This is a genomic window from Parachlamydiales bacterium (genome assembly GCA_041671045.1).
Taxonomy (GTDB): domain Bacteria; phylum Chlamydiota; class Chlamydiia; order Chlamydiales; family JABDDJ01; genus JABDDJ01.
Genome location: JBAZCF010000001.1, coordinates 574892 through 599686 on the forward strand (window position 1 = coordinate 574892; position 24795 = coordinate 599686).

Sequence of the window (24795 nt, forward strand, 5' to 3'; positions counted from 1 at the left end):
TCATAGTGCAAGAGAATATATCATATATATCTTCCTCTTGGCCAGATGTTTCTTCATGTTTTTTCACTCCAAAATTTGCAGAATAACTTGTCGAATTCTATGATGCGCTAAAAACAGAAGGATATCTCCCATGGCCAAACCACTCAAACGCATCGCAGTTACCGGAAGCGCAGGCCAAATTGCCTACAACCTACTTTTTCGCATTGCCAGCGGCGAAATGCTCGGCAAAGATCAACCCGTTGCCCTCCAACTACTGGAACTTCCCGAAGCCCTACCTGCCCTAGAAGGCGTCCGCATGGAACTCGAAGACTGCGCCTTCCCTCTTTTGCAAGAAATTATCGTCACAAGCGACCCTAAAGTAGCTTTCCGCGATATCGACCTCGCACTCCTCATTGGCTCCAAACCGCGCGGACCCGGCATGGAAAGAGGCGAACTTCTTGCAGAAAATGCCAAAATTTTCGTCGAACAAGGCAAAGCTCTAGAAGCCTTCGCTAAACCCGAAGTCCAAGTCGTCGTCGTCGGCAACCCCTGCAACACCAACTGCCTCATCGCACTTAAGCAATGTAAGAAAATCCCCCCCAGCCACTTTCACGCCATGACTCGCCTCGACCAAAACCGCGCCGTCAGTATGCTGGCAAAAAAAGCCAACGTCCCCCTCTCCGATGTTTCCAACGTTATCATCTGGGGCAACCACTCCGCTACCCAAGTTCCCGACCCCTATAACGCCCGCATCCATAACACCCCCGCAAACGAAGTCATCAAAGATCCTGAATGGCTAGAAAATGACTTCTACAGCCAAGTGCAGAAACGAGGCGCCGCCATCATAGCCGCCCGCGGGAAATCCTCCGCAGCCTCCGCCGCCAATGCCATCATCGACCACGTCAAAGCCCTCTACCAACCTACCCCCCACGGCAACTGGTTCTCAATGGGCGTCTACTCTGCCTCCAACCCCTACGGTATCGATGAAGACCTCATCTTCTCTTTCCCCTGCAAATCTCTCGGTGATGGCAGATTTGAAATCGTCCCTAATATTGAACTCACCCCAAATGTTAAAGCTAAACTTAAGGCCACCATGCAAGAGCTCATCGAAGAGCGATCTATGGTCGACCGCCTTGCAGTACGCTAACTCACCGGAGATATATCATGGCTGAAATGACTAAGGACGATGTGCTCCTAACCATCACAAAAGAAAACTTGGAAACAGGCCTCCGCGGCTACCCCGTGGGCTACTGCACAACCTCTTCGGTAGATCCCCAAAAAGGCCTCTTCTATGTAGGGAAATCCCTCGCAGATATGGCATTCTGGAACCCGGAAAATGTTATCTTCCTCCTGTTTAATGGACGCGAAGGCTCCGATGCTGAAATTAAAACTTTTAAAGAAGATCTCATCAAACGCTCACATATCTCCCCCGAAGTTATCAAACACATCCACGCCCTCCCACGCCATGTGCACCCCATGAAAATTTTCTGCATGGCCCTCCTCATTCTAGGTTCCCTCGAAGGGAAAAATGACTACCGCGAAGATGCCCTAAACCTCATAGCTAAACTACCCCAACTCACTGCCACCGTCATAAATTTTCACGGCAGCTGGGGCGGCACCAAACCTCCTCAACCTGAACTGGGTTATATGGAGAACTTTACCCATATGCTCAATACCCCCAACGCTGACCCTAAAGCCCTTACACACGCCTTCAAACTTTTCAACGTCCTCCACTTCGACCACGGCGGCGGCAATCTCTCCGCCTTCACCGGAAAAGCAGTCTCGTCCGGACTGGAAGATATGTACGGCTCGCTAACTGCTGCTATGTGCGCTCTAGCCGGCCCAAGACACGGTAAAGCTAACCAAGAATGCCTGGAATTCGTTCATCTCCTCATAAAGAAACTCGGCGCCAATGCCACTGAAGATACTGTCAAAAACGAAATCTCTCGCATGCTAGACAATAATGAAATCGTCTTCGGCTTCGGGCACGCTGTCCTCCGCGTCGAAGACCCCCGCGCCTCTATCTTTTACTCGGAAGCTCAAAAACTCTACCCCGACAACCCACTTGTCAAAATGGCCCTCACTCTACGCGCTGCCGGCCCCGATATCCTTAAACAAAACCCTAAAGTGTCCGACCCATTTCCTAACGTCGACGCTATCTCTGGATCCTTCCTCTCCGCTTCCGGCTTCCCATATCCACACTACTTCACCGTCCTCTTCGGGCTTTCCCGCTGCATCGGAATCTCCCGCCAAATAACCTACGAAAGGCTAGAAGCCCGCGACGGCAAAGGCGTCCCCATCTACCGACCCAAATTCTTCTACAAACAACCCTCCTCCTAATTCAAGGTCAAGGGGTTCGTGCAGGGTTTCACCCTGCACCCAGCAGGACTTTGTCCTGCACCTACCAAAGGTCTGGCGACCTTTTGGAATCCGCGAGTTGCATCGTAGGCTTGGAGGTTGGCTGTGCGAGGGTTTCGACACGAATCTCCGATTCGTGTCGCCGACGTTGACCTGCCCGCTTCGCGGTCACGTCAAGCATTATACTCAACCCTATCCTCCCCCTTTTTGAATCAGTTTTCACGAATAGACTCCGGCTACTTACGAAAAATTACTTAGTCAGATTCTACTTAGGATTAGATCAAGAAGGGTTTATACAAATACAACAAGTTCTTGAACTGTTCCATGACTCTATTTCTCCTTCAAAAAGCAAAAGAAGATCCTGACCAAACATATTTCAGTCATTTGCCGGAGTCTATTCGTGAATACCAATTCCTGATTGAAAGGACTAAGGTTGAGTATAATGCTTGACGTGACCGCGAAGCGGGCAGGTCAACGTCGGCGACACGAATCGGAGATTCGTGTCGAAACCCTCGCACAACATACTTCCGAGCTAGCGATGCAACTCGCGGATTCCAAAAGGTCGCCAGACCTTTGGTAGGTGCAGGACAAAGTCCTGCTGGGTGCAGGGTGAAACCCTGCCTGCTAGGAGAGGATTGTTTTGGTGGTGTTTTGGCCGAGGAGGCTGTGGTAGAGGAGGCCTTTGGAGCCGAGGCCGGAGGCTATCCATGTGTTGTGGGAGAGTTTTTTGAGGAGGGGGAGGCGGTTGGGTGTTGTGGCGCGGATGCCGGCTTTGCAGGAGAGGATGGTTGAGGAGGAGATGTTGGGTAGGAATGGGTCGAGGGTGGGGAGGAGGGATTGTGAGGCGAGGGCGGGGTCGGGGAGGGGGGAGGAGAAGTTACGTTCGAAGGTAGCGCCAATGGTTAGCAGGTTATTTTGGGGGATGATGTAGCAGTCGGTTGTTGTGGGTGTGGAGATGTTGAAAGAGTTGTAGACGGTGATGATTTGTCCTTTGAGGGGTTTGAGAGGGAGGTCAGGGTGGAGTGTTGTGGAGTCTGCACCAGCGGCGATGATGATGATGTCGAAGAGGTTGGAAAGTTGGGATGGTGAGGAGATGAGGTCGATTTGAAGGGAGGAGCCTTGTTCGAGGCAGGAGGCCCAGAGTCCTTCAAGGTAGAGTGGGCAGTTGACTGTGAGGGCGTCAGGAATGAAGAGTGCTTCTTGTCCGAGGGATTTACTCCAGGGGATATTGTACAGCTGGGAGGAAGTTTGAAATTCTTTGAGCTGGTGCGGGGAGGTGGGGATGCGGAAAAGTCCTGTTTTGGATGCGACAGGTGTATTGAGGCATTTTTCTGCAGCTTGAAGGAGCCGCTGGGTAGCGGCCATTCCTTCGAGTCCGAGGGCGTTGAGTCGGGAGCGGACACCTCCATAAGGATGCAGGAGCCCTGCTGCGATGGCAGAGCATCCGCCGCCAATGCCTGCTTTGTCGAATAGGGTGGTTGTGTGGCATCCTGCTTGGTGTAGGTGCCATGCTATAGAGAGTCCGGAGAATCCGGCACCGATAATTGCAATACGCATAAGTCTTTAATTTTCAAAAAGGACTAGTGTAATAATTCCTGTGAATTTTAGCTAGAAGAAGTGAAAAATTGATTTTAGCTTGTAAATATTTATGAGGGTAGCTTAATATGTTTTCTGTAATCGTTAAATCGATAGGGTGTCGCCAAGTGGTAAGGCAGCGGTTTTTGGTACCGCCATTCGGAGGTTCGAATCCTTCCACCCTAAATTAACTAAAGCAAAGATGCCGATGACCCATCATGCGTCGGAAATAGCTGTCCTCTCGGGATCTTCCCATCCAGACTTAGCACGTAACATTGCTAAGCATGCCGGAGTAGATCTAAGTCCGATAGAGATTTCGACGTTTGCTGACGGCGAGATATCAGTCTTGATTCAAGAGTCCGTACGTGGCAAACACACCTTTGTCGTGCAGTCCGTCTCTCTTCATCCAAACGAATACCTCGTCGAACTCCTCATCATCATCGATGCTTTACGAAGAGCCTCTGCGCAGTCTGTCACAGCCGTTATACCCTACTTCGGGTACAGCCGCCAAGACCGCAAAGACAAGCCCCGTGTGCCCATCACCGCTCGCCTCGTTGCGGACCTGCTCGAAAAAGCAGGTGTTCAACATCTCTTCACGATGGACCTGCACGCGCCGCAAGTGCAAGGCTTCTTCAATATCCCTGTCGATGACTTGCCTGGACGTATAGCACTGATCGATGCCCTCAAAAGCATGACAGATGCACCAGACGTAGTTGTCGCTCCGGATATCGGTAGCGTAAAGACTGCAAGAAAGTACGCTTCCGCTTTAAACTGTGATTTTGTCATCATAGACAAACAACGACAGAAAAACGACGATGTTGAAATTCTTAACATCATCGGTTCTGTCACCGGAAAAAATGTTCTTCTCGCTGACGATGTGTGCTCTACCGGGAGCACTTTAGTGTCAGCAGCGAAAGCATGCCATGAGAAGGGCGCACGTTCAGTCAATGCCGTCGTCACACACGGCCTATTTGTCGGTGATGCAATCACCACAATAGAAGACAGCCAGCTGGATTGGATCCTTACAACCGATACCATTCCACAAACTTCCCGTCTAACGGGAACGGCTAAAATCAAAACGTGCTCCATAGCCCCTCAATTTGGCGATGCCATCCGCTGCTCCACTTCTCACGAGTCCATTTCTTCTCGGAATCATAGGTAGATTAACAATTGTGTAAACTTGCTTGAATGACAAGCAAGTTGATTTTTGGAGGAACTATGAAATTATCGGTGACTAAACGTGCCGTCAACCGTAAAAGCGATGCAACAAAATTGCGACGCGAAGGGTTTATCCCAGCGGTTATCTATTCTAAAGGGGATGTAGGCGAAAACATTGCTATTAAAAGCGACGAATTCAGCGCATTTATCCGCCAACTGCAAAAAGGACGTCTTCCTAACACTATAGTGGAACTCGATATCGATGGTAAAACTCGTCGCGCCATTATTAAAGATATCCAATACAACATCATCAACTACAACGTCATCTCTTTAGATTTTGAAGAGCTGCATGATGACCGCCCCGTTAAAGTTAAAGTGCCTGTGGAATGCACTGGCGTTAACGAATGCATCGGCGTAAAAGCCGGCGGTGTTCTACGTCAAGTTATCCGCCACGTACGTGTGCGCTGCTTGCCTAAAGACATCCCTAACTTGTTCAATATCGATGTAACTTCAATGGATTTGCGCCAATCACGCCGCCTGTCAGATATCGCTTGGCCGGAAACTATCCGCCCTCTCGTTAATTTGAATGAAGTTGCCGTACTGATAGCTAAGAGATAAGTAGACAATGGAAGAGGAAGTTAGCAAGCATAAGCACCGGGTAATCGTAGGATTAGGAAATCCCGGCCTCAGCTATGCCAATACACGGCATAACCTAGGCAAGCTTATCGTCTTAGCCCTAGCCTCCCACCTAAACTGGACCCTTAAAAAAGACCCCCGCAACAATGTCGAAGATGCTAAAGGCATCCTAGATGGGGTCAATGTCCACTTAGTCCTTCCAACGCTCTACATGAATGAAAGCGGGTCAGCCATACGAAAGTATCTAAGCTACTACCGCTTATCCGTCGACGACCTCATCGTCGTAAACGACGATGTGGCCCTACCATTCGGCTCCCTTCGCATCAGAGAAGGTGGCAGCTCAGGCGGTCACAACGGCTTAAAAAGCATTGAAGAACACTTAGGTACGCAAAAATATCTGCGCTTACGCGTGGGAGTAGGACAGCCATTTGAAGGGCAAGACCTGGCAGATTATGTACTGGGAAAATTTACCCAAGATGAAGCAAGCCAGCTTCCCAAAGTTTTGGAAAAAGGGACTGAAGCCCTCCAGCAACTTACCAAACATACTGTGGAACTCGCCATGAACCTAGTGAATATAAAGAATGTCAGTGGAGTTAAATCATGAGCAGAAAACAACCTCAGCTTTACGAAGGGATGTACATCATCAGCGCTAAACTAAGCGATGAAGCCCGCAGAAAAGCCTTTGAAAAAATTACCGTAGGCATCACCAGCCACGGCGGCGAACTTGTCAAAATCCATGAACAAGGCCGTAAAAAACTCGCGTATGAAATCAATACACATCGCGAAGGATACTACTACCTCGTCTACTTTTCAGCCCTACCGGCAGTTATTGAAGAGCTATGGGACGAGTACCACATTAGCGAAGACCTCATCCGTTTCATCACTTTGAGAACAGATAAGGTTCTTGAGAAAATAGAATTCAAGACCATTGTCGAATAACGGCATAGATGAGGTAAAACCATGAATAGAAAAATTAGAGCACCCTTAGAAAGTGGTAGCGACGCACGTTCAAAACGTCGCAAACGCTGCCCATTCACCGCCGCGGGTATTCGCGATATAGACTACAAAGATACAGAAACTCTGTTAAAATTTGTGACTGAACGAGGCAAAATTCTTCCTCGTCGTATTACAGGCGTTTCCGCCTTTCATCAAAAGCATTTGGCACAAGCTATCAAACGCGCGCGCCATATGGCCCTGCTGCCTTTTGTAGCGGACCAGTAAATTAGGAGGAAATGACTGTTATGGCTACTAAGATATTATTGCTAAAAGACGTAGACGGCTTAGGACGCAAAGGCGAGATCGTATCCGCCCGTCCTGGCTACATCCGTAACTATTTGATTCCTCAAGAATTTGCGGAAATTGCTACATCTCAAGCTTTGAGAAAGCAAGCCCGCCTCGTTGAGGAAAGACAGCAACAAGCTATCATGGATAAGCAAGAAGCTGAACAAGCCGCAAGCCAAGTCGCAGAAATCACGCTGATAACTATCGTAAAAGTGGACCACGAAGGCCACATGTACGGTTCTGTCTCAGCACATGATGTCATCGACTTGCTCAAAAAGCAAGCCAATGTGGAAATCGAAAGACGTTCCATCCAACTTAAGCATGCTCTTAAAACTACAGGTAAGCATACTATTCACCTTAAGTTTAAAGAAGGCGTCTCAGCAGATATTAAGCTGGATATCATTGCAGAAGGTTCTGAAGAAGCAGCAGCGCTCCAAGCGTAGCAAAGCTTATTCTACTTTTGGAGAGGGACGGCACGCCGTTCCTCTCTGATATCTCTAAAGGTTCTATATGCTTCAACTATTTTCACCTGCAAAACTTAACCTATTCTTACGCATCCTCAAAAAGCGTGAAGACGGCTTCCACGAACTAGCATCCCTCTTTCAAGCAATCTCCTTAGGCGACACTCTAACATACAAAACATCTTCTAATGATCAACTGACAGCAGAAGGCATTCCTATGCCTCTCGACGAGAACAATCTTATCCTTAAAGCGGCACGCCTTTTCAGGCAGAAAACCCGGCTACCTCTCTATGTTTCTGTGCATGTAAATAAACAAATTCCCCTTGAAGCAGGATTAGGTGGAGGCAGCAGCAACGCAGCAACAACCTTATGGGCAATGAATGAACTTGCCGGAAGACCCGTCAAACGGAGTGAACTCACAAACTGGGGTGGTGAATTAGGATCGGATGTCGCTTTTTTCCTTTCTTCAGGCACAGCTTATTGTACCGGCAGGGGAGAAATAATCAAACCGTTGGAAGACCTGCCCTATAAACCGGAATTCACTCTAATCAAACCTGATTTTGGTGCCAGCACTCCGGCAGTCTATAAAGCTTTAAAAGTTGCTGAGTTAGAGCAAAGGGATCCCTTAGCTTTTCTAGATAAATTTTATAAAAGTGATTTTGCCTATTTCAATGACTTAGAAGGAGCCGCTTTCCATGTTGTGCCTGAACTACGTACTGTGAAGCAACAATTGATAGCTGCAGGATATGACGAAGCTGTGATGGCCGGATCAGGCTCTACATTCTTTTGTTTAGGTGAACCGAAACATCCGCTTGCAGCAAACTTTTATGTAAAAAAAGCACACTTTGTACGCCGTGAAAATTCTGAAAGCTGGTACTAAATGTTTTGCTTATTACACTTCTTTTGAAATTCCATTGAGTTGGCTAAAAGGATGTGTCCCTACGGTAAGGGACTCGTCGTCGCTTTCATAGTCTCAACAAGTCGAGGACTAAGAAACGACGATCGCTGCACTCCTATACTAGGAGAAGGTTAGTAGGGTACATCAAATGCACTATTATTTACCTTGTATGGCATTCAGGAGGAAGGGGAGCGTTTTATTCGCCATTAATGCGCCAAAAGTAACACCTGTAGAATAGATGTATACGTTTCCAAATATACTTAAGGGAATTTGATAAGCTGGAAAAGTGCGGGCCATACCATTAAATATAATACTCACGAAAGCCGTCGTTAGTTTTATTTGATTAATATTATTTGCTATGCCGTAAGCAATAGAATTAAAACTCTCTGATTTTTTAGATAATTCTAGTCCTACACCCAAAGCAGTTCCTACAAGGAAGACTATGGGATTAAAATATAATGAAACCATTGCAGCTGCAACAAAAAGGCCATCGGTAGAGATTACCGCAGCTGTAAAAGAGCTTAAAGGAGAGGGTTGAGTTTCTTCTATAGTGTCGAAGCGTTCTGGCACATCCATAGTTGTAGTATCATCGTTTGTGCTAAATTGAAGCCAACTAGAAGCAAAATTTGGATTGGTTTGAATTTTATAATGTAAATCTGGAGATGCCATAATCTTTCTCCAATTAAATTTGATTGTTAATTATATTAATTTATTTAAATTAAGTCAAGTTTAATAAGTGTAAGATAACATTTGATTTCATATAGAATGGATAGAGATAGATAAGATAAAATATTGAACTAAGTTGGCAATAGGCAGAAGTGGATTTAAAGATTAACTAAAGAATACTAAGCAGTCGTAAGACTGCTTAGTATTCACTTTAAAAGTATATGTGTTTCTTATACCCGTAGAAATAGGTAGAATTACACCTTAGATGGGGCTAGTGCTTTTTAAATTTAGAAAAGCAGCTGTTGCACGCGTTGCTAATACCATACCAAAGCTAAAACCAGCTAAACCTGTAAATAATTTACCGGCAAAGTTAGCTGCTGTAGATGCATAGGGGTTGATAGCAGTAAAATTCGGAATGACATACTTGCTCATTACACCTGTAAAAATACTAAGTCCAGCTTCTAAGGCTCTATTTTTAGGCAGAGCAACATTACAAAGTACTTTAAGAACTTTCTCAGAAAATTTGTCATGTGTTTTAACTAATATAACGCCTGCAGCAGTTCCAACAAGGAAAGCTATCGGGTTAAAATAAGCTGAAACCAAAGCTGCAGCAGCAAAATAACCATCATGGTTTAATACTTGCGCTAAGAAAGATTTTTTAACTTTAGGTTCATTATCGTTTTGAGGGATAGTCCTATTTGCAACATCCGCTACGGGTGAAGTTGAGATTGGGCTGCTTGATGAGCTGCTTGATGAGCTGATCGTAGCTGGAACATAGCTAGATGAACCAATGCTAGTTGAATCAAAGCTAGGTGTATTATCAAAAGATGCTGACATAAATTACTCCTTATATAGGGTTAAAAATTGAAATTTAAAAATTAAACATGTAAATCTATTTTGAATTTTTTATAATGCAGCCTAAAATTAGATAATTTATACGTGCTCCTAATGAAAAACCGTTTATAAAATATAAGGCTTTTGCATTAAAAGCAACCTTAGCAGCTGAAGCAATACCAGACTCCAATAGGAAATTATTCCATAATAAAAGAGTATTTCCAACTGCAGAAATGTGGCCGCCAAAATTAAATAAAACTACATTAGTATTATGAACAAACTTTCGAATGACAGTATCCTTATCAAAATTCAAACAAAAAACTAAACAAATTGAACTAGCAGCAAGCCCTGTTCCAACAGCAACGAGAAATGCCGCCGGGTTCAGATATAAAGACACCAGGGATGCAATATATAATAAATCACTTTTATGAAGAATTTTTACAGGTTTACTTAGAGAGCTCGATGCTTCTTTAGTTCCAGCATTTATAATTTCAATAGCAGGAGAGGGCGTTTGTACAGAAGTTGTGGGGATAGCGCAAGGAAGTCCATTTACGTTTGCTTCATTTTGTACACTCGAAACTAAGGCTGCCATTTTTTATCCACTATAGATTTTTGTGAATGAATATAATGTATTTATAATATGTTACCAAACACTTCTTGAAAGAGTTTATAGCGCTGTGCGGCTCTATAGCAGTTTGTATTCAGCGGAGGAGTGCCTTTCAAGCAGTTTTGCAGGGTGTTTCTCTCGCGATAAATACTCTCTAAAGCTTTTGCATCTTTAACATTGTCACCGCTGCATAGCCTGCTGCATAGTGAAATATAACGGACTAAATCATCGCGGTCTTCAACTGAAATCTTGGTAAGATCATAAACAGTTCCTTTATAAGGAGTCCGCATATGAGGCGGGCAGGAATTGTCATATTGTTTTGAAAACCAATCCGAATGCCCGGCAAGCTGCTGAAAGTAATAATAGAGCTTAAATTCAGGCAAGAATTGTAAACGGCAGTCTTTAGGGAAAAATTGCCTTTCTATACCTTTATCTAGGATTGCTTGAGCTTGCTTAAGATTATCAAATTCTATTCTTTCTGCTTTTTCGACGAATGTATTTTTATCGATTCTTCCACAACGGGCATCGTGCCATAACGCTGCAAACTGTGCGTCTGCAGCAGCATTATGCAGTTCAAAAATGAGGGTTTGAATAATACCGCCTAAAGAACGATGGTGTGGGTTAATGTAGATAGTGCGGGTTTTCCCTATCCACATGCCATGAAATGAGGCTGTTTCTTGGGTTGATGTTTCTACTGCTACCATTCCTTGCGCGTTAGCCTTGTCGATCAGCGTTTTTGCTTCGGCGAGTTTAGTGATGCTTTGTATAGCGGAAGTGAGTTTTGGTGAATGGTATCTGAAAGGAGAGCTTGCAAATATTAGTGTTGGGATTATAAGTGCAATAAATAAATATTTAATCATGCGTCTCTTTTATTTGTAATTCCTTAATACTATAATTATGATGAAATTAATATTCAACTAAATTAAAACTATTTTTTAATTTAGTATTGAATGTGAGAGTGTGAATTTTTTATTTATATGGAAATATTATCAAACTAAGAAAAGAACCGTCACAATTTTGAACCCTATCATTACGCCTCCTTAACTGCATGCAGGATTAGGGCGCACAAGTAGGTTAAAATCAAGATTTCAACTAGAATCATTCTTCGTTGCGAGACATTTGCTTACTATGCTAACCTTACTCACAAAATTCTATTCCGGATTCAAAAAATGATAAAAAATCACTCCAAGAAAATTGTTGTTACCGGTGGAGCCGGGTTTATAGGTTCTTCTATTGTTAAACACCTCAATGACCAAGGCTTTACCAATATCGTTATCGTCGACAACTTAGGTAAAACCGAAAAATGGAAAAATCTCGTTGGAAAAAGATATTCCGACATCCTTCATAAAGACCAACTGTTTGATTGGTTGATGGGCCGAGAAAGCGATATCCAGGCCTTCATCCATCTCGGAGCCTGCAGCAGCACTGTTGAAACTGACGCCAACTATCTATTAGAAAACAACTACCGCTATAGTGCGCAACTCGCTGAATACGCCCTGATAAACCAACAACGCTTTATCTACGCCTCATCCGCTGCTACATACGGCGACGGCAGCCTAGGATTTGATGATAACGAAGCGGACCTGATCAAACATCATCCTCTGAATATGTATGGATATTCCAAACACATGTTCGACCTATGGCTGCAAAACATGGGCCTGCTCGATAAGGTTGTAGGACTAAAATACTTCAACGTTTTCGGTCCCAACGAATACCACAAGGGCCGCATGTCATCCGCTATCACTCACATCCTTCCCCTCGCTCGTAAAGAAGGAAAAGTCCGTCTTTTCAGATCTTGTGAAAAGGATAAATATGGCGATGGCGAACAATCCCGCGACTTTATCTATGTTAAAGACGCCGCTCGCATGACCTGCGCCTTCCTAAATAATGATGCCGGCGGCATCTATAACATCGGTACCGGTAAAGCTGAAACATGGAATACCCTCGCCCGCTCCGTCTTCAAAGCTATTGACATCCCCGGTGAAATAGAGTACATCGATATGCCTGCCGACCTGCACGGCAAATACCAGAACTATACCCAAGCTGAAATGAAAAAAACTAAAGATGTACTCGGCAAAGAATCCGATTGTATGAAATTTGAAGATGCAGTTGTCGAATACGTCAGGAACTATTTGCTACCGGAGAAAAGATGGTAAGCCTCTGCGGAATGGTCGGACGCCTCGAAAGACGGCGCGTCCTCGTCGTCGGCGATCTAATTGTCGATAAATACACTATCGGTCACGCCAGAAGAATATCTCCCGAGGCCCCCGTTGCTGTTGTACACGTCGCCAGCGTAGATCAACGTCCCGGCGGTTCCGGAAACGTCGTGCTCAATTTCATCTCCCTCGGCGCACAAGTCAAAGTCCTAGGCCGCGTCGGTGACGACGCCGCAGGACATCACCTCATTCAAGCTCTCAATTCCGAAGGCGCGGACACTAGCGGGATATTCTGCGAAAAAACTGCACTCACACCCCTCAAAGACAGAATCATCGCCGCCGGACAGCAAGTTGTACGCGTTGACCATGAACGCATCGACCCTCTGCATCCTGAACTCGAAGCTAGAATGATCGCCATGATCCCTATCCTCATGGCTGATATCGAAGTGGTTGCTATCTCCGACTACGGCAAAGGCAGCATCACACCAAATCTGCTTAAACATATCATCATAGAAGCACGCTCTCGTGAAATACCTATCATCGCTGACCCCAAGGGCACCGACTTCTCCCGCTATTGCGGCGCTACTATACTTAAACCTAATCTGGGTGAAGCCTACGCTGCAGCCTCCCTCCCTCGCTCTGCACCCCTGGAAAATGTCGCTAAAGCCATATTTGAGAAAGCTAAAGTCGAAGTACTCATGATCACCCGCTCGGAAGAAGGTATCTCACTATTCTATCCCGATGGCCGTCATGATCAGTTCCCTGTCGAAGCCGTCGAAGTTAAAGACGTTACCGGCGCCGGCGACACCGTCCTCGCTATCATGGCTTACGCCATTGCGAATGAACTCAACTTCTCCGAAGCCGCACAACTTTCCAATATCGCCGCCGGAATAGCCATATCACAGCTTGGATGCGCACGTATCTCTCCTGCAATGATCGTGAGCGCCCTTCTTAAAAAAGATGTTATCAACAAAGTCTTCGAAGACGAACACCTCTTCACCCTCCAAGAAGCCCTCAAAGGCCACTCCTTCAATATCCTCGGACTCTCACTCAGTCAAGGACTCCAACCCTCACACTTCGAAGCAATATATAAACTCACCTCTGAATCAAAAAAAGAACTCATCCTCTATATTCAAGACAATACACCCCAGCCCATACTCATCAATATCCTTGCCTCCCTCAACACCGTAAACTACATCATCGTCCACGGCCACAACCTAAAAAAACTCTGCCAACAAATCTCCCCCGACAACGTCTACCTTATCGAAAATAACACCCTCATCCATACTCCCGAAGTCAACTCCCTAGTCAAATCCCTCTAGCAGGCAGGACTTTGTCCTGCACCTAGCAGGGTTTTACCCTGCACCCACCCAAGGTCTGGCGACCTTGGGAATCCGCGAGCTGTATCGTTAGCTTGGAGGTTTGTTTCGAGAGAGTTTCGACACGAATCTCCGATTCGTGTCGCCGACGTTGACCTGCCCGCTAACGCGGTCACGTCAAACATTATAGCTAACCTTAGCTCATAGGTAAGGAATAGGTATTCACTAATAGACTCCGTCTATTTCCGAAAGAACAAAAAAATCATAGCAATTCTTGTTGACTGATCAATGCTCTTAATGGGATGGAAAAAACTGCAACACGATGATAAGTACTATATATCAAAGTAGAATCTGATTAAGTATTTTATTAGTAGATTGTCGGAGTCTATTAGTGAATACATATTCGATAATGGAAAGAATACGGTTGAGTATAATGTTTGACGTGACCGCGTAGCGGTCAGGTCAACGTCGGCGACACGAATCGGAGATTCGTGTCGAACCTCTCACGAAACATACCTCCAAGCTAACACGATACACCACGCGGATTCCAAAAGGTCGCCAGACCTTTGGTAGGTGCAGGACAAAGTCCTGCTGGGTGCAGGGTGAAACCCTGCCCCTGCCCCTGTCTGTGTCTGTGTCTGTGTTTATTTGGGGAGGATATTTTCATTTTTGTGAAGGATTTTGGCGAGTTCGTTTAGGTCAATAGTGGAGATGCCATTTTTGAGTTCTTTGGACATTTGTTGGAGGTTTTTGTATTCTGGAGTATTTATTTTGCCGTTGTTTTCGAGGAGGGTTAGGGCGCCATTGACGGTAAGTTTTAGGGGATCTTGGAGGTCGAGAAGTTGGTTGCGGATTTTATTTCTGACCGTCTGTTGTGCGCTGGTGTTGAGTTGGATGATTCTTTTCTCGTCTGAAGTTAGCTCATGGGTAGGTTTTTTTGGTAGGTCGGGTAGGGAGTTGGAGTAGGATGTGAGGGCATCCAGTTTAGTACGGGATTCTATGAGATCATTGTGGTACATGGTATCGGGATCGAATGTTTTGCCCATATCATTAGGTTTTCCAATAGAGGGGCTGGCTTTAGCGAAGGCTGCGAAGATATCTTTGTGAGTTTGAGCGTCATCCACTTTAGACTGGTAGGCGGCGATGACTTTAGGCTCAATGTATTGGAGGTTGAGAGATGTGATAAGAATTTTCCCGAGTTCAGGATTAGCAAGAGCTTCTTGGCTGTATTTTGGGAGGACATTTTCCATGATAGCGGTGAGGCCGACGGTGGCTTCCTTTTCATTTTTTGAATCGGACGATTGTTGGTTGAGTTTTGGGAGATCGGTGATATTTTGGTTAGAAGCGGACATGGCTAGTGCCCCAAGGTGGAAGGCAACCGCGAGGCGGTCTTTGCTGTTCACTTTGCTTTTGTCGACGATAGTAAGCATACCGTTGACAAGTTTAAGTTCTTTATTCTGTTTGTGTGCAGGTTTGACGGCGAGGTCTTTAGGAGTGGGTGTATCGCCCTTTCTTTTTGCTATTTTGATATTAGCTTGGGCTTCGTTATATTTTGCTTTTTGCGCTTCGATGGTATTTAAGTAAGAAGAGAATTGGTTAAGGATTTGAAGTTCTTCATGGATGCTTTCATGTCTCAGGGCTCTGGAGGTTTCCAATTGGATAGAGGCCATGCGTTGAGGGGAAATTTTACTTTTGCGTTTATTTTCAAATTCTTTGTCCACTTTGGAAGTTTTTTCTGTGGGGATGAAAACCACTTTCTGGACAAACTTATCTTTGAGAGGGGTCAGATCTACGGGGATACTGGCTTTTTTAAGTTCTTTTTTTGCGACTTTAGCGATGACGGCCTGGGTGACTTGTGATTCTTTGCGAAGAGCTATATTGGCGTTATCGCGGGAGTCGGATTTTATTTTGAAGGAAAAATCCAATTCCAGTTCGCTGGTGTGTGGGGCTTCATCAGGAGTCGTACTGGGTATTTCGACTTGGACAATATAGCGTACGTTTTTGGCATAGTATCCATCTTTAATAGCTTTATTATCTCTACTATCTAGTGCAGATCCTTCATAGGTATAAATGTTCAGTTTACCTTTATCTTTGCCTAATTTTAATTTCTTTGAGAGCGTTTCCTTGAAGATAATTTTTCTTTCTTCTGCTTTTTCTTTTGAAACTTCCTTAGGAGCGATCGAGATGACGCCCACTCTTTCTGCTCCGGTTGCGGTTTTTGGTGTAGGTTTCGCGATGATTCTGGGTTCGGCTTTATTGGGAGTTTTTAATTTTCCTTCTTTCTTTTCAGTAGAAGAGGAACCACGGTTAAAGAAGGGGATTTTAACTCCGCCTAATATTCCATCCATTGGCATATAAACACTCTTTGTTTAGAGTTAGTTCTATTTTTAGTTTAGAATTAATAATTACGAGTGTCAACTAAATTGTTTATTTCTTAATAAAATTAATATGGTATTAATAAAATATATTGCCGGGTAAAGTTTATCGTAGCAAAGAATTCAATTAAAAATTTATACAAAGGGAGACAGCAAATAGGGAAAATACAATGACGACAGAGCAAGCTGCAAAAGAGAAAATTTTTCAATGGGTATGCCAGCCGGAAGCGACCCAATTCATAGAGAAAATAGTGGACCACTGCTGTACAAAGAATGAAGCAGTAGCGGCACTTGCATCTTCATTAGAAAGAGTTGCCAGTACGCGGCTTTTTGATTGGGTAGATTATGTTTCCATCCCATACAGCCCAAATATTGATGATGTATTGGATTCCTTAGGAATGGTGGAAGAAGCGGCATCTACCCATTACCGAGTATATTATCATCCCGGTGCACAGTTGCCTCGAATACTAGTGAATGACAGCACAGAAGAAGTTTATGATATTGCGATCAAAGTAGAGAGTGTCCCTGAATATTTAATGGTGCGAGGTATTACCGGTAAAATTGAGGGGGGGGCTTATAGCGGCTTGCGTCGTTGCTGCCTTGCAACTGACAATGGAGTTAGTTTATGGGTGGTAGAACGTCATGGATATAGAGGAATTGAGCCGGTTCAGTCTAACGATTCCACAGTAAAAAATTATCTTGAAGCCAAGGAACTGTGGCAGACCAGGCAGCGCACATCTGATGATGAAGAGGGGCTGTTCGCTAATACACTGCGTTTAGTGGAGAAAATTGTAAATATTGTGGGCAGGGATGCTGCATCATGGATAGTCTTGGAAGTAGAAAGAGGCTATTGGCAGGCGCGTAATTTCGCAGGACAGTTGCAGAAAGTCCGTCAAGATCAGTTGGGTGTAGGCTGGGCTAACCATGATCATCATACATTCCGTTCATCACGTAAACATTTTGAGGGCTTGGTCCGTTTGTTTGAGATGCTAGGCTTCCATTGCCGGGAAAGGTTTTATGCAGGCCAAGAGGCGGGATGGGGAGCGCAGGTAATGGAGAATCCCCAGAGTGGACTAGTTTTATTTTTAGATGTGGACTTATCGCCGGAGGAGATAGAAATTGACTTTGCCCATCAAAGTCTTCCGGAGCGAGATCATTTGGGCACAATAGGTTTATGGTGCGCATTGCATGGCGACTCAATTCTTCAAGCGGGGATGCATCACTTAGAGGCTCAATTCCAATTTGATTTGTTGAGGGAAGACTTAGCTGAGCAAGGAGTCAAAATGATGCAGCCTTTCAGCAATTTTACCTACCTTAAGCAGGCATTTACGCAGGGAGAAAGGTGGAAAGTCAGGCCTGAAGTGGTGGAGAAGTTAGTCAAAGCAAAAATGATCAGCCGTGAAGAGGGTGATAGGTTTATTCGTGATGGTGCGATTGGAAGCCATATGGAGAATTTACAGCGTCGCGAAGGCTATAAAGGCTTCAATCAAAAAAATGTCAGTACAATCATACGTAGGACCGATCCCAGGTCGCAATAATAGAAGGAGTAAGCGATGGAACGTAAAGCAACAGCAGTGTGGTCAGGTGGAATTAAAGACGGCAAAGGTGCTATTTCCACAGAAAGCGGGGTGTTGAAGGATACGCAGTACTCTTTCTCAACACGTTTTGAGAATGGCGTAGGAACAAATCCAGAAGAACTATTAGCGGCAGCGCATGCCGGATGTTTTACTATGGCCGTTTCCGCAGAGCTTACAAAAGCTGGTATTTCCCCTGCTAAGTTGGAAACAGTAGCGACTATAACGTTGAATGCAGACCAGAGTGGATTTAATATTACCAAAAGCCATCTTGAGCTTACGGCGAACATTCCAGGAGTAGATGAGGCAAAATTTCAAGCAGCAGTGAAGTCTGCAGAAGTCAATTGTCCCGTATCGAAGTTATTCAAGGCGGAAGTAACCGTTTCTTCTAAGCTGCAGAAATAGTGTATCTTACATAACAAGCTTGTCCTATGTTAGGACAAGCTTGTCCATGAGAAGGTAATATTATTCGAAATTCGCTTTGGTTGAGAAAGAAGCTATTCTTTAATGTCAGGGGGCCTTACGGATTTGCGCCGTAAAGTGAAGTAGTCTCCGATGGATCTCGATTTTGTGACTATACCTTCTGGTGCGGGGAGATAGATCTTATTTTTTTTCGAGTTAAGATTTTTTGCCTTTTCGTATAAAAGATCATTCAACGATTCGTCAAGGGGCTTTGTATCTAGAATAGCAAGCTCTAATGGGGACTGTTTAGGCGGTCCGTTTTTTATGAGGTTCTTTTGATTTGTCTCAATTTTTCCTAAATAAGAGTAGATCATTTGAATAAGAGCAGTGTCAAATTCGAGAGTACTAGATCTTGGGCGGCTTATCGCTAGTGGATTATTTACTGTAGAGACTGTCGTTTGAAGTTCATCCACATTTTTAGACTTATCAAAGTTTACAGAAGTAAGATTGTTCCCTAATTGGAAAGTATTCAAATCTTTTTGTAGAATTCCTAAGAAAGGAATGTAAGGCTGATTATTTTTCATGTTTTCTTCTATAGCCTCTCTGAGGCTCGCATGATTTTTAATACAATCAGTAAGTTTATCTAATATTTCCAATTCTTTAGGTTTGGTGATTTTTAATTTCTTTACCGCTGCAGCTACAATGCTAGTATTTAAAGCAGACATAATAGACATTACGCTGAAATAGTCTCTATGCAGCATGCATTGATAGGCTAGTCTACAGTAAAAGTGATAGCGTACTTTAATTTCCTCGGGATTATAAAGCATAATCTCTTGAACAACAAAGCTTGATGCACGGTTTAGTGTGTCGGTATATTCAATAATACTAGAACAATATAAAGGCTTCTCATCTGCATGTACAACGGCATCAAAGACAAGTTCATGTAGGGGTATTTTTGTAAATACACGCAAAGCCATACTATAGAAGTGCATTTGATAGGAATGTAAAAGGGCTTTTAATTCTCTTTTAGGCAAAGTGGAAAATAACGTCAGTTTTTCGAAGGTGTGGGGTTGAATTTCATCATGACTTACAGGTAAGAGAGTGGCTCGATTATTATGTCTAAGAGTTTCTAGCATGCATTCTAATGCTGTGGTCTGCTCTTCAAGAAGCTCATCAGTTACGTCGGAATCATATGCTATGCGGGCTATTTCCGCACGTGTAGCTACTGTAATTGAAGTTAGGATATCTGCGATATTTTGATCATAAAGATAATTTAAGTTCCAAGTATCGCGTAACCACATTCTGCAAATATGTATCAATGTTCTTTTGTGGCTGCTGCATAGTTTTCGGTCTTGAATGGAAAGCTTAATATAATTAAAGAGCTCTTCCGTTGTCATGAAATAACGATAAGTGGCTAAAAGCTTTTTAGGGGTTGTGATTGACCAATCTATTTCTTCTTCTAAAGTAGCGTGGGGGGTTATTTTTTGGATGAGTCGATCAAGCAGAACCTTATAAAGATACTTTTTCTTAAGATCCTCTTTTTTCATCTCACATGCGCGGATGATGTTGCTTTCGGCCTTTGTTATCGCTGGAGGTGACGGCGATACTGTGATTGGTAGATCCGCTGGTTCTGTTGCAGTAAATAAAGAGTTTGTGGGTTGAGGAATTAATTTTTCCAAATGTTCTAAAGGCAAACTGTTAGAATTTCCGCGGGGAGAAGGCACATTCGAGATTGTTGGTAAGGGTAGTGAGGTGGAAGTCTGAGGTGCAAGGGATTGCAAAAGTGATTTTTTTTCAATTTCGACAAGGTCTAATTTCTCTCGCATTTCTTTTAAGATGATATCTCTGTTGCTTTTGGATGATTTTATCTCTTTATAGTAGGCTGTACGTTCGGTGGCTGCACGGCTTACGGTAGCTTCAAATATTGTTCTAATATCATATTTTTTGTAAGAGGAGGTAAATAAGCTTTTAATTTTTTTTGATAAGGTTAATTTTTCCAATGCCATATGAATGGGGATTCTCCCCTCAGTAAATCGTATAGAATATTTTTGATATTGCAGTAAGATTTCGATACCTTTACAAATTTGATAAATATTTTTCTTTAAATTTTTTAATTTAAATAAATAGGGGAAAGTAACTTTAGCTATTTCATGCCCATTTATTAATTTAGTGACAGTTACAGGTTCAAGTAAAATAGATAATGATTTGGAAATCTGCTTAACCAAATTCGTTTTACTATTATTTAATAATGATTTCTTCTCTACAGAACGGGGGCTGGAGGAGTTCTTCAAAGTATCGTAATGTTGGAAATAAGCTAGCATGCGCTGGTAAATTTTAGATCGCGGAGAATCGAGGGAGGGTTTTTGCTCGGCTTGTAATGCTTTAAGACTAGTATAAAGCGGAAAAGAATAAACGCTGCTCTTCGATGTGTCCGTTCCCAGCATCGTGGGCGACGATCGGACTAAACTGCTTAAAGAAGTCATGATGCAACCTCCTCAAAATAGTATACCATTAAGATATTCTGCTAGGTGCAAGGCTGGACGCTTTGTACCTTCGACTATTTGCGCACGGCAAGATGTTCCATTTGAAATTATATATGTACAATCTGGCATTTTTCTGATAGTGGGAAGTAAAACTAATTCCCCGATCCACTGAGAAATTTCATAATGTTCGCTTTCATATCCGAAAGCTCCTGCCATTCCACAGCAACCTGTGGGAATAATTTTAGCTGTTATTCCCGGTATAAGATTAAGAAGTGTATGGGCAGCGCCTACCCCGCTCAAAGATTTTTGGTGGCAGTGAACATGTATTGCCACGTCATGCCGCTTTATGAGTTTAGAGGCCTTTTGAAGAGTTTTGAGGGTATTGGGCTCCAGAAGGAATTCTTCTAAAAGGAAAATAGGATTAGATATTGCTAATGGCAGAAGGCTTTTATAGTCATCTTTAAAGGCGCTCCAGCAGCTGGGTTCTAGAAATACCAGTGGTAGATAAGGGTAGTTTTGCAAGGAGTTTAAAAGAGCTTCTGCATATTTTCTGGCTTCAGGGAGCATTCCCTTAGAAAGTGTTGTTCTTCCACAGCATTTCCAAGGGGGGACAATGACATTATAACCGAGTGACGTAAGCAACTTATAGGCAGCAATCCCTATTTCGGGGTTATTGAAGTTAGTGAAGGTGTCGTTAAAGAGTAGAATGGAGGGTTGGTTGGATGCTTGGTGATTCTTCTGTATCCAGCTATCAAAAGTTTGAGCCGCCAAAGCAGGTAATGAGCGGGATTTTGAAAATCCTAGAAGAGAGAGGCAATACTTGCCAAAAGAACTTTTATTAAAATTGTTTGCAAGTGATGAAAATACGCTTCCCCATGAAAAATAATACCCCAGATGTCCGATAAGTTTACTTCTAAGATCCAGGCCATGTTTCTGGCGATAGTGGTGCTGTGCTTCTGCTTTTAACTTTGCCATATCGACTTGAGAGGGGCATTCCGTTTTGCATCCTTTACAGGAAAGGCATAAGTCGAGGATGTCATGTACCTCTTGCGAGCCTATATCTTTGTCATTTTGGGGATTACTGATCATAGAATGGAGCATGACGGCACGAGCCCGTGTCGAGTCTTTTTCATCGCCCGTCGCTTGAAAAGATGGACACATAGTCCCTTCTTTTTTCCGACAGAGGCCGTTTCCATTGCACATGTCGACAGATAGATCGAAGCCGCCTTCTTTAGAGAAGTCTAGAAATGTTGAGGGTGTCTTGATAGGTGATTTACGTATATTTTGAAAGAGGGGTGGCCCGTCGACAATTTTATTTGGATTCATTAGGTGGTGAGGATCAAAAGCATTTTTCAAGGTACGGAAGCCCTGATAGATTTTTTTGCCATAAAGCGCTTCATTAAGCCAAGAGCGGATGAGTCCGTCGCCATGTTCTCCACTAAGTGAGCCGTGATGTTTAAGCAGCAGCTGTGTGGTGGCAAGCATGAGGGATTCTATTGTTCTGCGGTCTTCGGAACTTCTCAGGTCCATATAGGGGCGGATATGCATGCAGCCTGCACCTGCGTGGCCATAAATACCTGCGCGTTTATCAGCAGAACCAAGAAGGGCGAGGAAAGAGCGCATGAAGGGTGCGAGTTCTTGTGGAGGAACAGAAACATCTTCAAGAAAGGCGATAGCACGTGCATAACTGCGTTTTGACATGAGGAGTCCTAGGCCGGCTTTGCGTAGGTTCCATACAGATTTCATGGTTGCAATGTCTTCAATAATCAATGAGCGTGAAGGGAATTTCGCGGCAGTTTGCCTGACCATTTCACTTGAGGTGGGCCCGTCAAATTCCAGGACTAGCAGAGCGGCGGGAATTTCAACTAGCCAGCTTAGTTCACTTTGTAGTGCAGGAGAGGATTTTCCGGCGGTGATGATATCCTTATCGATAAGTTCTAAGGCTAGAGGTTTCAATTCCAACAGGGAAGTGACTTCTTCAAAAGCATTTTCTAAAGAATCAAAGGAAATAAGGCAGAGCTTTTGGTTTTCCGGTTTGGGAGATAGCTTAACGGTGATTTGGGTTGTGATGCCGAGGGTTCCTTCCGACCCTGCGAGAAGTTGGCATAGGTTAAAGTTATCGGGATGCAGGAGGCTGGGGAAATTGTATCCTGATACGCGTCTTGGCATAGGTGTGAAGCGGAGATTTATTTCTGAAGAGAGCTGCTCTCTAAGTTGTTTACAGGTTGCATAGAGAGAAGCTTTCGTGTCGGAACCTTGACATAGCTTGTTCCATTCCTCAATACTAACATTATCAAATGAAAGTGTTTCACCATTACTTAAAAGCAGTTCTGTTGCAAGTACGTGATTCGCCATATAGCTGTAGCGTAAAGAGCGAGCGCCGGCGGCATTGTTGGCGAACATTCCACCGATGGTTGCGCGGTTGCCGGTGGAGGTGTCTGGTCCTAGCCTAAGTCCGTAGGGGCTAACGGCTTCATTCAAAGTGTCTTGTATGACGCCCGGTTCACAGAGGGCAGTCTGTTTTTCAGGATCAATGTGCAGGATCGAGTTCAGGTATTTACTGCAGTCAATGATAATGCCGGAGCCTAAACACCCTCCGGTGATTCCGGTCGCTGCCCCGCGTGGAATAAGAGGGATGTTTTCTTCAGCTGCTGCTAGAATGGTTTTACGTATGTCTTCAGCATTTTTTGGGATGACGACCCCTAGGGGGCGCAGCTCATAGATGGAAGCATCGGAACTGTAGATGGTGCGGCTGATATCATCAAACCGCACTTCACCTTGAAGGGTGTTATTAAGGACTTTTTTGATCCTGTCATTGCCCATAGCGAGCCATTAATTAAATTACTCTTAGGAGTTTCATAACGATGATAGCAATAATAGGTACTCCAAGCAGCCAGCGGACGAACATTCTTCCATAACCCACGAGGCCTCCACTGGATGATTGTGAAAATGAGAACACTAAATAAATACTTTAATTTCCGCAAGTGCCTCGAAATCTAATCCCCCGGTTTAGTCATATATAATAACGGACTTGAGTTCCAACATCCAGTTTAAGGGCTTTTGCAGTGGGCGCATCCACATGAATAAGGTCGCCGTTGCCTGAATCTTCAATTTGAATTGTTGTATGACATACTCTAAAAGGATTCTCATTGCATAAAAGAACCTCGGAATGAGTTTCGAGAGTGCCTAGTATTTTACTGACAGTAGCAATCTTGCTATGGGTTATGCACTTAATGGCATCCATCTGGGACATGATGATCGGTCCACCATCGAGGATGCTAACCTCACGTTGGAAACAAAGCCCTTGATGATTCAGCATATAATAGGCAGCTTGTGTGTTGGGATGGATTTTTCCAGCGCAGCGCTGTGCTTCAGGGGTAAGAAGGCACCAATGGATGGGATAACGTGTGACTAAGTTGCAGACGTTGACCTCTTCTTCGTCTAGCTTTTTTAACACCTCCTTATACGACCATTTCCATATTTTACCGCCGATAGCATCCCAAAAGGGGCATTGGTTGTCAGCGGTACTGTATCCGCGCATATCGGCGAAGAGAGAATCATTGAAGCGTTCTCTGTTGGCGGCAATAAAAAAGAAACGAGAGAATGAGAGCAGTTTGCCTAGTCCGCCTTTGCGGAATGCCGGGGCAAGGTAAAGTGCGATAAGTTCACTAGCGCCTTTTGAGTAGTGTTTGGGATATAAAAGTGTATGGTTGCATCCTTCCAGAGGCTCTAATTCACCTTCAGGGATATTTTCTAGATAGAAAGTGCAGAAAGGTGTCCGTTCACCTGCGCTGGCTAAAAGGGAACAGGTGCCGACTTTCTCGCCCGTTTCTGTATTTTCCAGAATGAAGGGGTAAATTTCAGATCCCGGAACGGTGATTTTTTTGTTAAATGAGTTAACGCCGTCATCGATCATCTTTTTCAGGCGCGGCATATGGGCGGGTAGGTTGGCAATTCCTAGGGATGCTGCAATTGCAAAATGATGTATGGCTTCAATATCCTCTGCGACAATAGGTCTGACCACAAACATAAG

24 protein-coding genes and 1 tRNA gene are annotated in these 24795 nt (G+C 44.1%); 15 read left to right on the top strand and 10 right to left on the bottom strand.

Annotated elements, in window-relative coordinates; translation table 11 throughout:
• The first annotated feature begins 130 nt into the window (after positions 1-130).
• From WC222_02635 to WC222_02645, 3 genes are all read left to right on the top strand, one after another.
• Entirely contained in the window at positions 131-1126 is a 996-nt protein-coding gene (locus WC222_02635; protein ID MFA6915267.1) for a malate dehydrogenase, read from the top strand.
• Positions 1127-1143: 17 nt separating this feature from the next.
• A complete protein-coding gene (locus WC222_02640; protein ID MFA6915268.1) occupies positions 1144-2319 on the top strand; it encodes a citrate (Si)-synthase in 1176 nt (391 codons plus the stop codon).
• Between the two features lie 342 nt (positions 2320-2661).
• Positions 2662-2787, top strand: coding sequence for a hypothetical protein (locus WC222_02645; GenBank protein ID MFA6915269.1), 126 nt, complete (start codon positions 2662-2664; stop codon positions 2785-2787).
• Between the two features lie 174 nt (positions 2788-2961).
• On the opposite strand, the gene WC222_02650 is transcribed toward WC222_02645, so the two are convergent.
• Positions 2962-3894 carry an FAD-dependent oxidoreductase gene (locus WC222_02650; protein ID MFA6915270.1) on the bottom strand — a complete coding sequence of 311 codons (933 nt, stop codon included), beginning with the start codon at positions 3892-3894 and terminating at the stop codon, positions 2962-2964.
• Positions 3895-4026: 132 nt separating this feature from the next.
• Between WC222_02650 and WC222_02655 the strand changes: the two genes are divergently transcribed.
• From WC222_02655 to ispE, 8 genes are all read left to right on the top strand, one after another.
• Positions 4027-4098, top strand: a tRNA-Gln gene (locus tag WC222_02655).
• A gap of 16 nt (positions 4099-4114) precedes the next feature.
• The gene (locus WC222_02660; GenBank protein MFA6915271.1) at positions 4115-5074 is read left to right on the top strand and encodes a ribose-phosphate pyrophosphokinase; all 960 of its coding nucleotides are present in this window, start codon (positions 4115-4117) and stop codon (positions 5072-5074) included.
• 56 nt (positions 5075-5130) lie between these two features.
• Positions 5131-5688, top strand: coding sequence for a 50S ribosomal protein L25/general stress protein Ctc (locus WC222_02665; protein ID MFA6915272.1), 558 nt, complete (start codon positions 5131-5133; stop codon positions 5686-5688).
• 7 nt (positions 5689-5695) lie between these two features.
• Positions 5696-6310, top strand: coding sequence for an aminoacyl-tRNA hydrolase (gene pth / locus WC222_02670; GenBank protein MFA6915273.1), 615 nt, complete (start codon positions 5696-5698; stop codon positions 6308-6310).
• Positions 6307-6645, top strand: a complete 339-nt coding sequence (gene rpsF, locus WC222_02675; protein MFA6915274.1) for a 30S ribosomal protein S6 — start codon at positions 6307-6309, stop codon at positions 6643-6645. Before pth ends, rpsF begins: the two co-directional genes overlap by 4 nt.
• A 21-nt stretch (positions 6646-6666) precedes the next feature.
• Complete coding sequence (gene rpsR / locus WC222_02680; protein ID MFA6915275.1) at positions 6667-6927, top strand: 30S ribosomal protein S18; 261 nt, start codon at positions 6667-6669, stop codon at positions 6925-6927.
• 20 nt (positions 6928-6947) lie between these two features.
• The gene (gene rplI, locus WC222_02685; protein MFA6915276.1) at positions 6948-7430 is read left to right on the top strand and encodes a 50S ribosomal protein L9; all 483 of its coding nucleotides are present in this window, start codon (positions 6948-6950) and stop codon (positions 7428-7430) included.
• Positions 7431-7497: 67 nt separating this feature from the next.
• A complete protein-coding gene (gene ispE / locus WC222_02690; GenBank protein ID MFA6915277.1) occupies positions 7498-8328 on the top strand; it encodes a 4-(cytidine 5'-diphospho)-2-C-methyl-D-erythritol kinase in 831 nt (276 codons plus the stop codon).
• Between the two features lie 174 nt (positions 8329-8502).
• Here the strand turns inward: ispE and WC222_02695 are convergent, their stop codons facing one another.
• The 4 genes from WC222_02695 to WC222_02710 all read right to left on the bottom strand — a co-directional run bounded on the left by WC222_02695 (position 8503) and on the right by WC222_02710 (position 11313).
• The gene (locus tag WC222_02695; protein MFA6915278.1) at positions 8503-9015 is read right to left on the bottom strand and encodes a hypothetical protein; all 513 of its coding nucleotides are present in this window, start codon (positions 9013-9015) and stop codon (positions 8503-8505) included.
• A gap of 258 nt (positions 9016-9273) precedes the next feature.
• Positions 9274-9849 carry a hypothetical protein gene (locus WC222_02700; GenBank protein MFA6915279.1) on the bottom strand — a complete coding sequence of 192 codons (576 nt, stop codon included), beginning with the start codon at positions 9847-9849 and terminating at the stop codon, positions 9274-9276.
• Positions 9850-9904: 55 nt separating this feature from the next.
• Entirely contained in the window at positions 9905-10438 is a 534-nt protein-coding gene (locus tag WC222_02705) for a hypothetical protein (protein ID MFA6915280.1), read from the bottom strand.
• Positions 10439-10479: 41 nt separating this feature from the next.
• Positions 10480-11313: a hypothetical protein gene (locus WC222_02710; protein ID MFA6915281.1), complete on the bottom strand. Its 834-nt coding sequence runs from the start codon at positions 11311-11313 to the stop codon at positions 10480-10482.
• Between the two features lie 309 nt (positions 11314-11622).
• Here WC222_02710 and rfaD point away from each other — a divergent pair, with 309 nt between their 5' ends.
• Together rfaD and WC222_02720 are read left to right on the top strand one after the other, a co-directional pair.
• Complete coding sequence (rfaD, locus tag WC222_02715) at positions 11623-12609, top strand: ADP-glyceromanno-heptose 6-epimerase (GenBank protein MFA6915282.1); 987 nt, start codon at positions 11623-11625, stop codon at positions 12607-12609.
• On the top strand, positions 12603-13931 hold the full coding sequence (locus WC222_02720) for a bifunctional ADP-heptose synthase (GenBank protein ID MFA6915283.1): 1329 nt from the start codon (positions 12603-12605) through the stop codon (positions 13929-13931). Before rfaD ends, WC222_02720 begins: the two co-directional genes overlap by 7 nt.
• Here WC222_02720 and WC222_02725 read toward each other — a convergent pair.
• Together WC222_02725 and WC222_02730 are read right to left on the bottom strand one after the other, a co-directional pair.
• A complete protein-coding gene (locus tag WC222_02725) occupies positions 13928-14113 on the bottom strand; it encodes a hypothetical protein (protein MFA6915284.1) in 186 nt (61 codons plus the stop codon). The genes WC222_02720 and WC222_02725 overlap by 4 nt on opposite strands.
• A 459-nt stretch (positions 14114-14572) precedes the next feature.
• Positions 14573-16282: a hypothetical protein gene (locus tag WC222_02730; GenBank protein MFA6915285.1), complete on the bottom strand. Its 1710-nt coding sequence runs from the start codon at positions 16280-16282 to the stop codon at positions 14573-14575.
• 191 nt (positions 16283-16473) lie between these two features.
• Here WC222_02730 and WC222_02735 point away from each other — a divergent pair, with 191 nt between their 5' ends.
• Both WC222_02735 and WC222_02740 read left to right on the top strand, forming a co-directional pair.
• Positions 16474-17841, top strand: a complete 1368-nt coding sequence (locus tag WC222_02735) for a hypothetical protein (GenBank protein ID MFA6915286.1) — start codon at positions 16474-16476, stop codon at positions 17839-17841.
• Between the two features lie 15 nt (positions 17842-17856).
• The gene (locus tag WC222_02740; protein MFA6915287.1) at positions 17857-18282 is read left to right on the top strand and encodes an OsmC family protein; all 426 of its coding nucleotides are present in this window, start codon (positions 17857-17859) and stop codon (positions 18280-18282) included.
• Positions 18283-18374: 92 nt separating this feature from the next.
• Here WC222_02740 and WC222_02745 read toward each other — a convergent pair whose 3' ends face one another.
• The 3 genes from WC222_02745 to WC222_02755 all read right to left on the bottom strand — a co-directional run bounded on the left by WC222_02745 (position 18375) and on the right by WC222_02755 (position 24792).
• The gene (locus tag WC222_02745; GenBank protein ID MFA6915288.1) at positions 18375-20762 is read right to left on the bottom strand and encodes a RasGEF domain-containing protein; all 2388 of its coding nucleotides are present in this window, start codon (positions 20760-20762) and stop codon (positions 18375-18377) included.
• Between the two features lie 12 nt (positions 20763-20774).
• Positions 20775-23585, bottom strand: a complete 2811-nt coding sequence (locus WC222_02750; GenBank protein ID MFA6915289.1) for an FAD-linked oxidase C-terminal domain-containing protein — start codon at positions 23583-23585, stop codon at positions 20775-20777.
• 190 nt (positions 23586-23775) lie between these two features.
• On the bottom strand, positions 23776-24792 hold the full coding sequence (locus WC222_02755; GenBank protein ID MFA6915290.1) for an arginine N-succinyltransferase: 1017 nt from the start codon (positions 24790-24792) through the stop codon (positions 23776-23778).
• Positions 24793-24795 lie beyond the last annotated feature (3 nt).

Bases quoted from the DNA above. Each gene is read 5' to 3' on its own strand.
- WC222_02720 (MFA6915283.1), top strand. From the start codon at position 12,603: ATGGTAAGCCTCTGCGGAATGGTCGGACGCCTCGAAAGACGGCGCGTC.
- WC222_02705 (MFA6915280.1), bottom strand. From the start codon at position 10,438: ATGGCAGCCTTAGTTTCGAGTGTACAAAATGAAGCAAACGTAAATGGA.
- WC222_02735 (MFA6915286.1), top strand. From the start codon at position 16,474: ATGACGACAGAGCAAGCTGCAAAAGAGAAAATTTTTCAATGGGTATGC.
- WC222_02700 (MFA6915279.1), bottom strand. From the start codon at position 9,849: ATGTCAGCATCTTTTGATAATACACCTAGCTTTGATTCAACTAGCATT.
- rplI (MFA6915276.1), top strand. From the start codon at position 6,948: ATGGCTACTAAGATATTATTGCTAAAAGACGTAGACGGCTTAGGACGC.
- WC222_02750 (MFA6915289.1), bottom strand. From the start codon at position 23,585: ATGGGCAATGACAGGATCAAAAAAGTCCTTAATAACACCCTTCAAGGT.
- ispE (MFA6915277.1), top strand. From the start codon at position 7,498: ATGCTTCAACTATTTTCACCTGCAAAACTTAACCTATTCTTACGCATC.
- WC222_02710 (MFA6915281.1), bottom strand. From the start codon at position 11,313: ATGATTAAATATTTATTTATTGCACTTATAATCCCAACACTAATATTT.
- WC222_02665 (MFA6915272.1), top strand. From the start codon at position 5,131: ATGAAATTATCGGTGACTAAACGTGCCGTCAACCGTAAAAGCGATGCA.
- WC222_02740 (MFA6915287.1), top strand. From the start codon at position 17,857: ATGGAACGTAAAGCAACAGCAGTGTGGTCAGGTGGAATTAAAGACGGC.
- WC222_02640 (MFA6915268.1), top strand. From the start codon at position 1,144: ATGGCTGAAATGACTAAGGACGATGTGCTCCTAACCATCACAAAAGAA.
- WC222_02755 (MFA6915290.1), bottom strand. From the start codon at position 24,792: ATGTTTGTGGTCAGACCTATTGTCGCAGAGGATATTGAAGCCATACAT.
- rfaD (MFA6915282.1), top strand. From the start codon at position 11,623: ATGATAAAAAATCACTCCAAGAAAATTGTTGTTACCGGTGGAGCCGGG.
- WC222_02650 (MFA6915270.1), bottom strand. From the start codon at position 3,894: ATGCGTATTGCAATTATCGGTGCCGGATTCTCCGGACTCTCTATAGCA.
- WC222_02695 (MFA6915278.1), bottom strand. From the start codon at position 9,015: ATGGCATCTCCAGATTTACATTATAAAATTCAAACCAATCCAAATTTT.
- rpsR (MFA6915275.1), top strand. From the start codon at position 6,667: ATGAATAGAAAAATTAGAGCACCCTTAGAAAGTGGTAGCGACGCACGT.
- rpsF (MFA6915274.1), top strand. From the start codon at position 6,307: ATGAGCAGAAAACAACCTCAGCTTTACGAAGGGATGTACATCATCAGC.
- WC222_02660 (MFA6915271.1), top strand. From the start codon at position 4,115: ATGCCGATGACCCATCATGCGTCGGAAATAGCTGTCCTCTCGGGATCT.
- WC222_02645 (MFA6915269.1), top strand. From the start codon at position 2,662: ATGACTCTATTTCTCCTTCAAAAAGCAAAAGAAGATCCTGACCAAACA.
- pth (MFA6915273.1), top strand. From the start codon at position 5,696: ATGGAAGAGGAAGTTAGCAAGCATAAGCACCGGGTAATCGTAGGATTA.
- WC222_02730 (MFA6915285.1), bottom strand. From the start codon at position 16,282: ATGCCAATGGATGGAATATTAGGCGGAGTTAAAATCCCCTTCTTTAAC.
- WC222_02725 (MFA6915284.1), bottom strand. From the start codon at position 14,113: ATGTTTGACGTGACCGCGTTAGCGGGCAGGTCAACGTCGGCGACACGA.
- WC222_02745 (MFA6915288.1), bottom strand. From the start codon at position 20,762: ATGACTTCTTTAAGCAGTTTAGTCCGATCGTCGCCCACGATGCTGGGA.
- WC222_02635 (MFA6915267.1), top strand. From the start codon at position 131: ATGGCCAAACCACTCAAACGCATCGCAGTTACCGGAAGCGCAGGCCAA.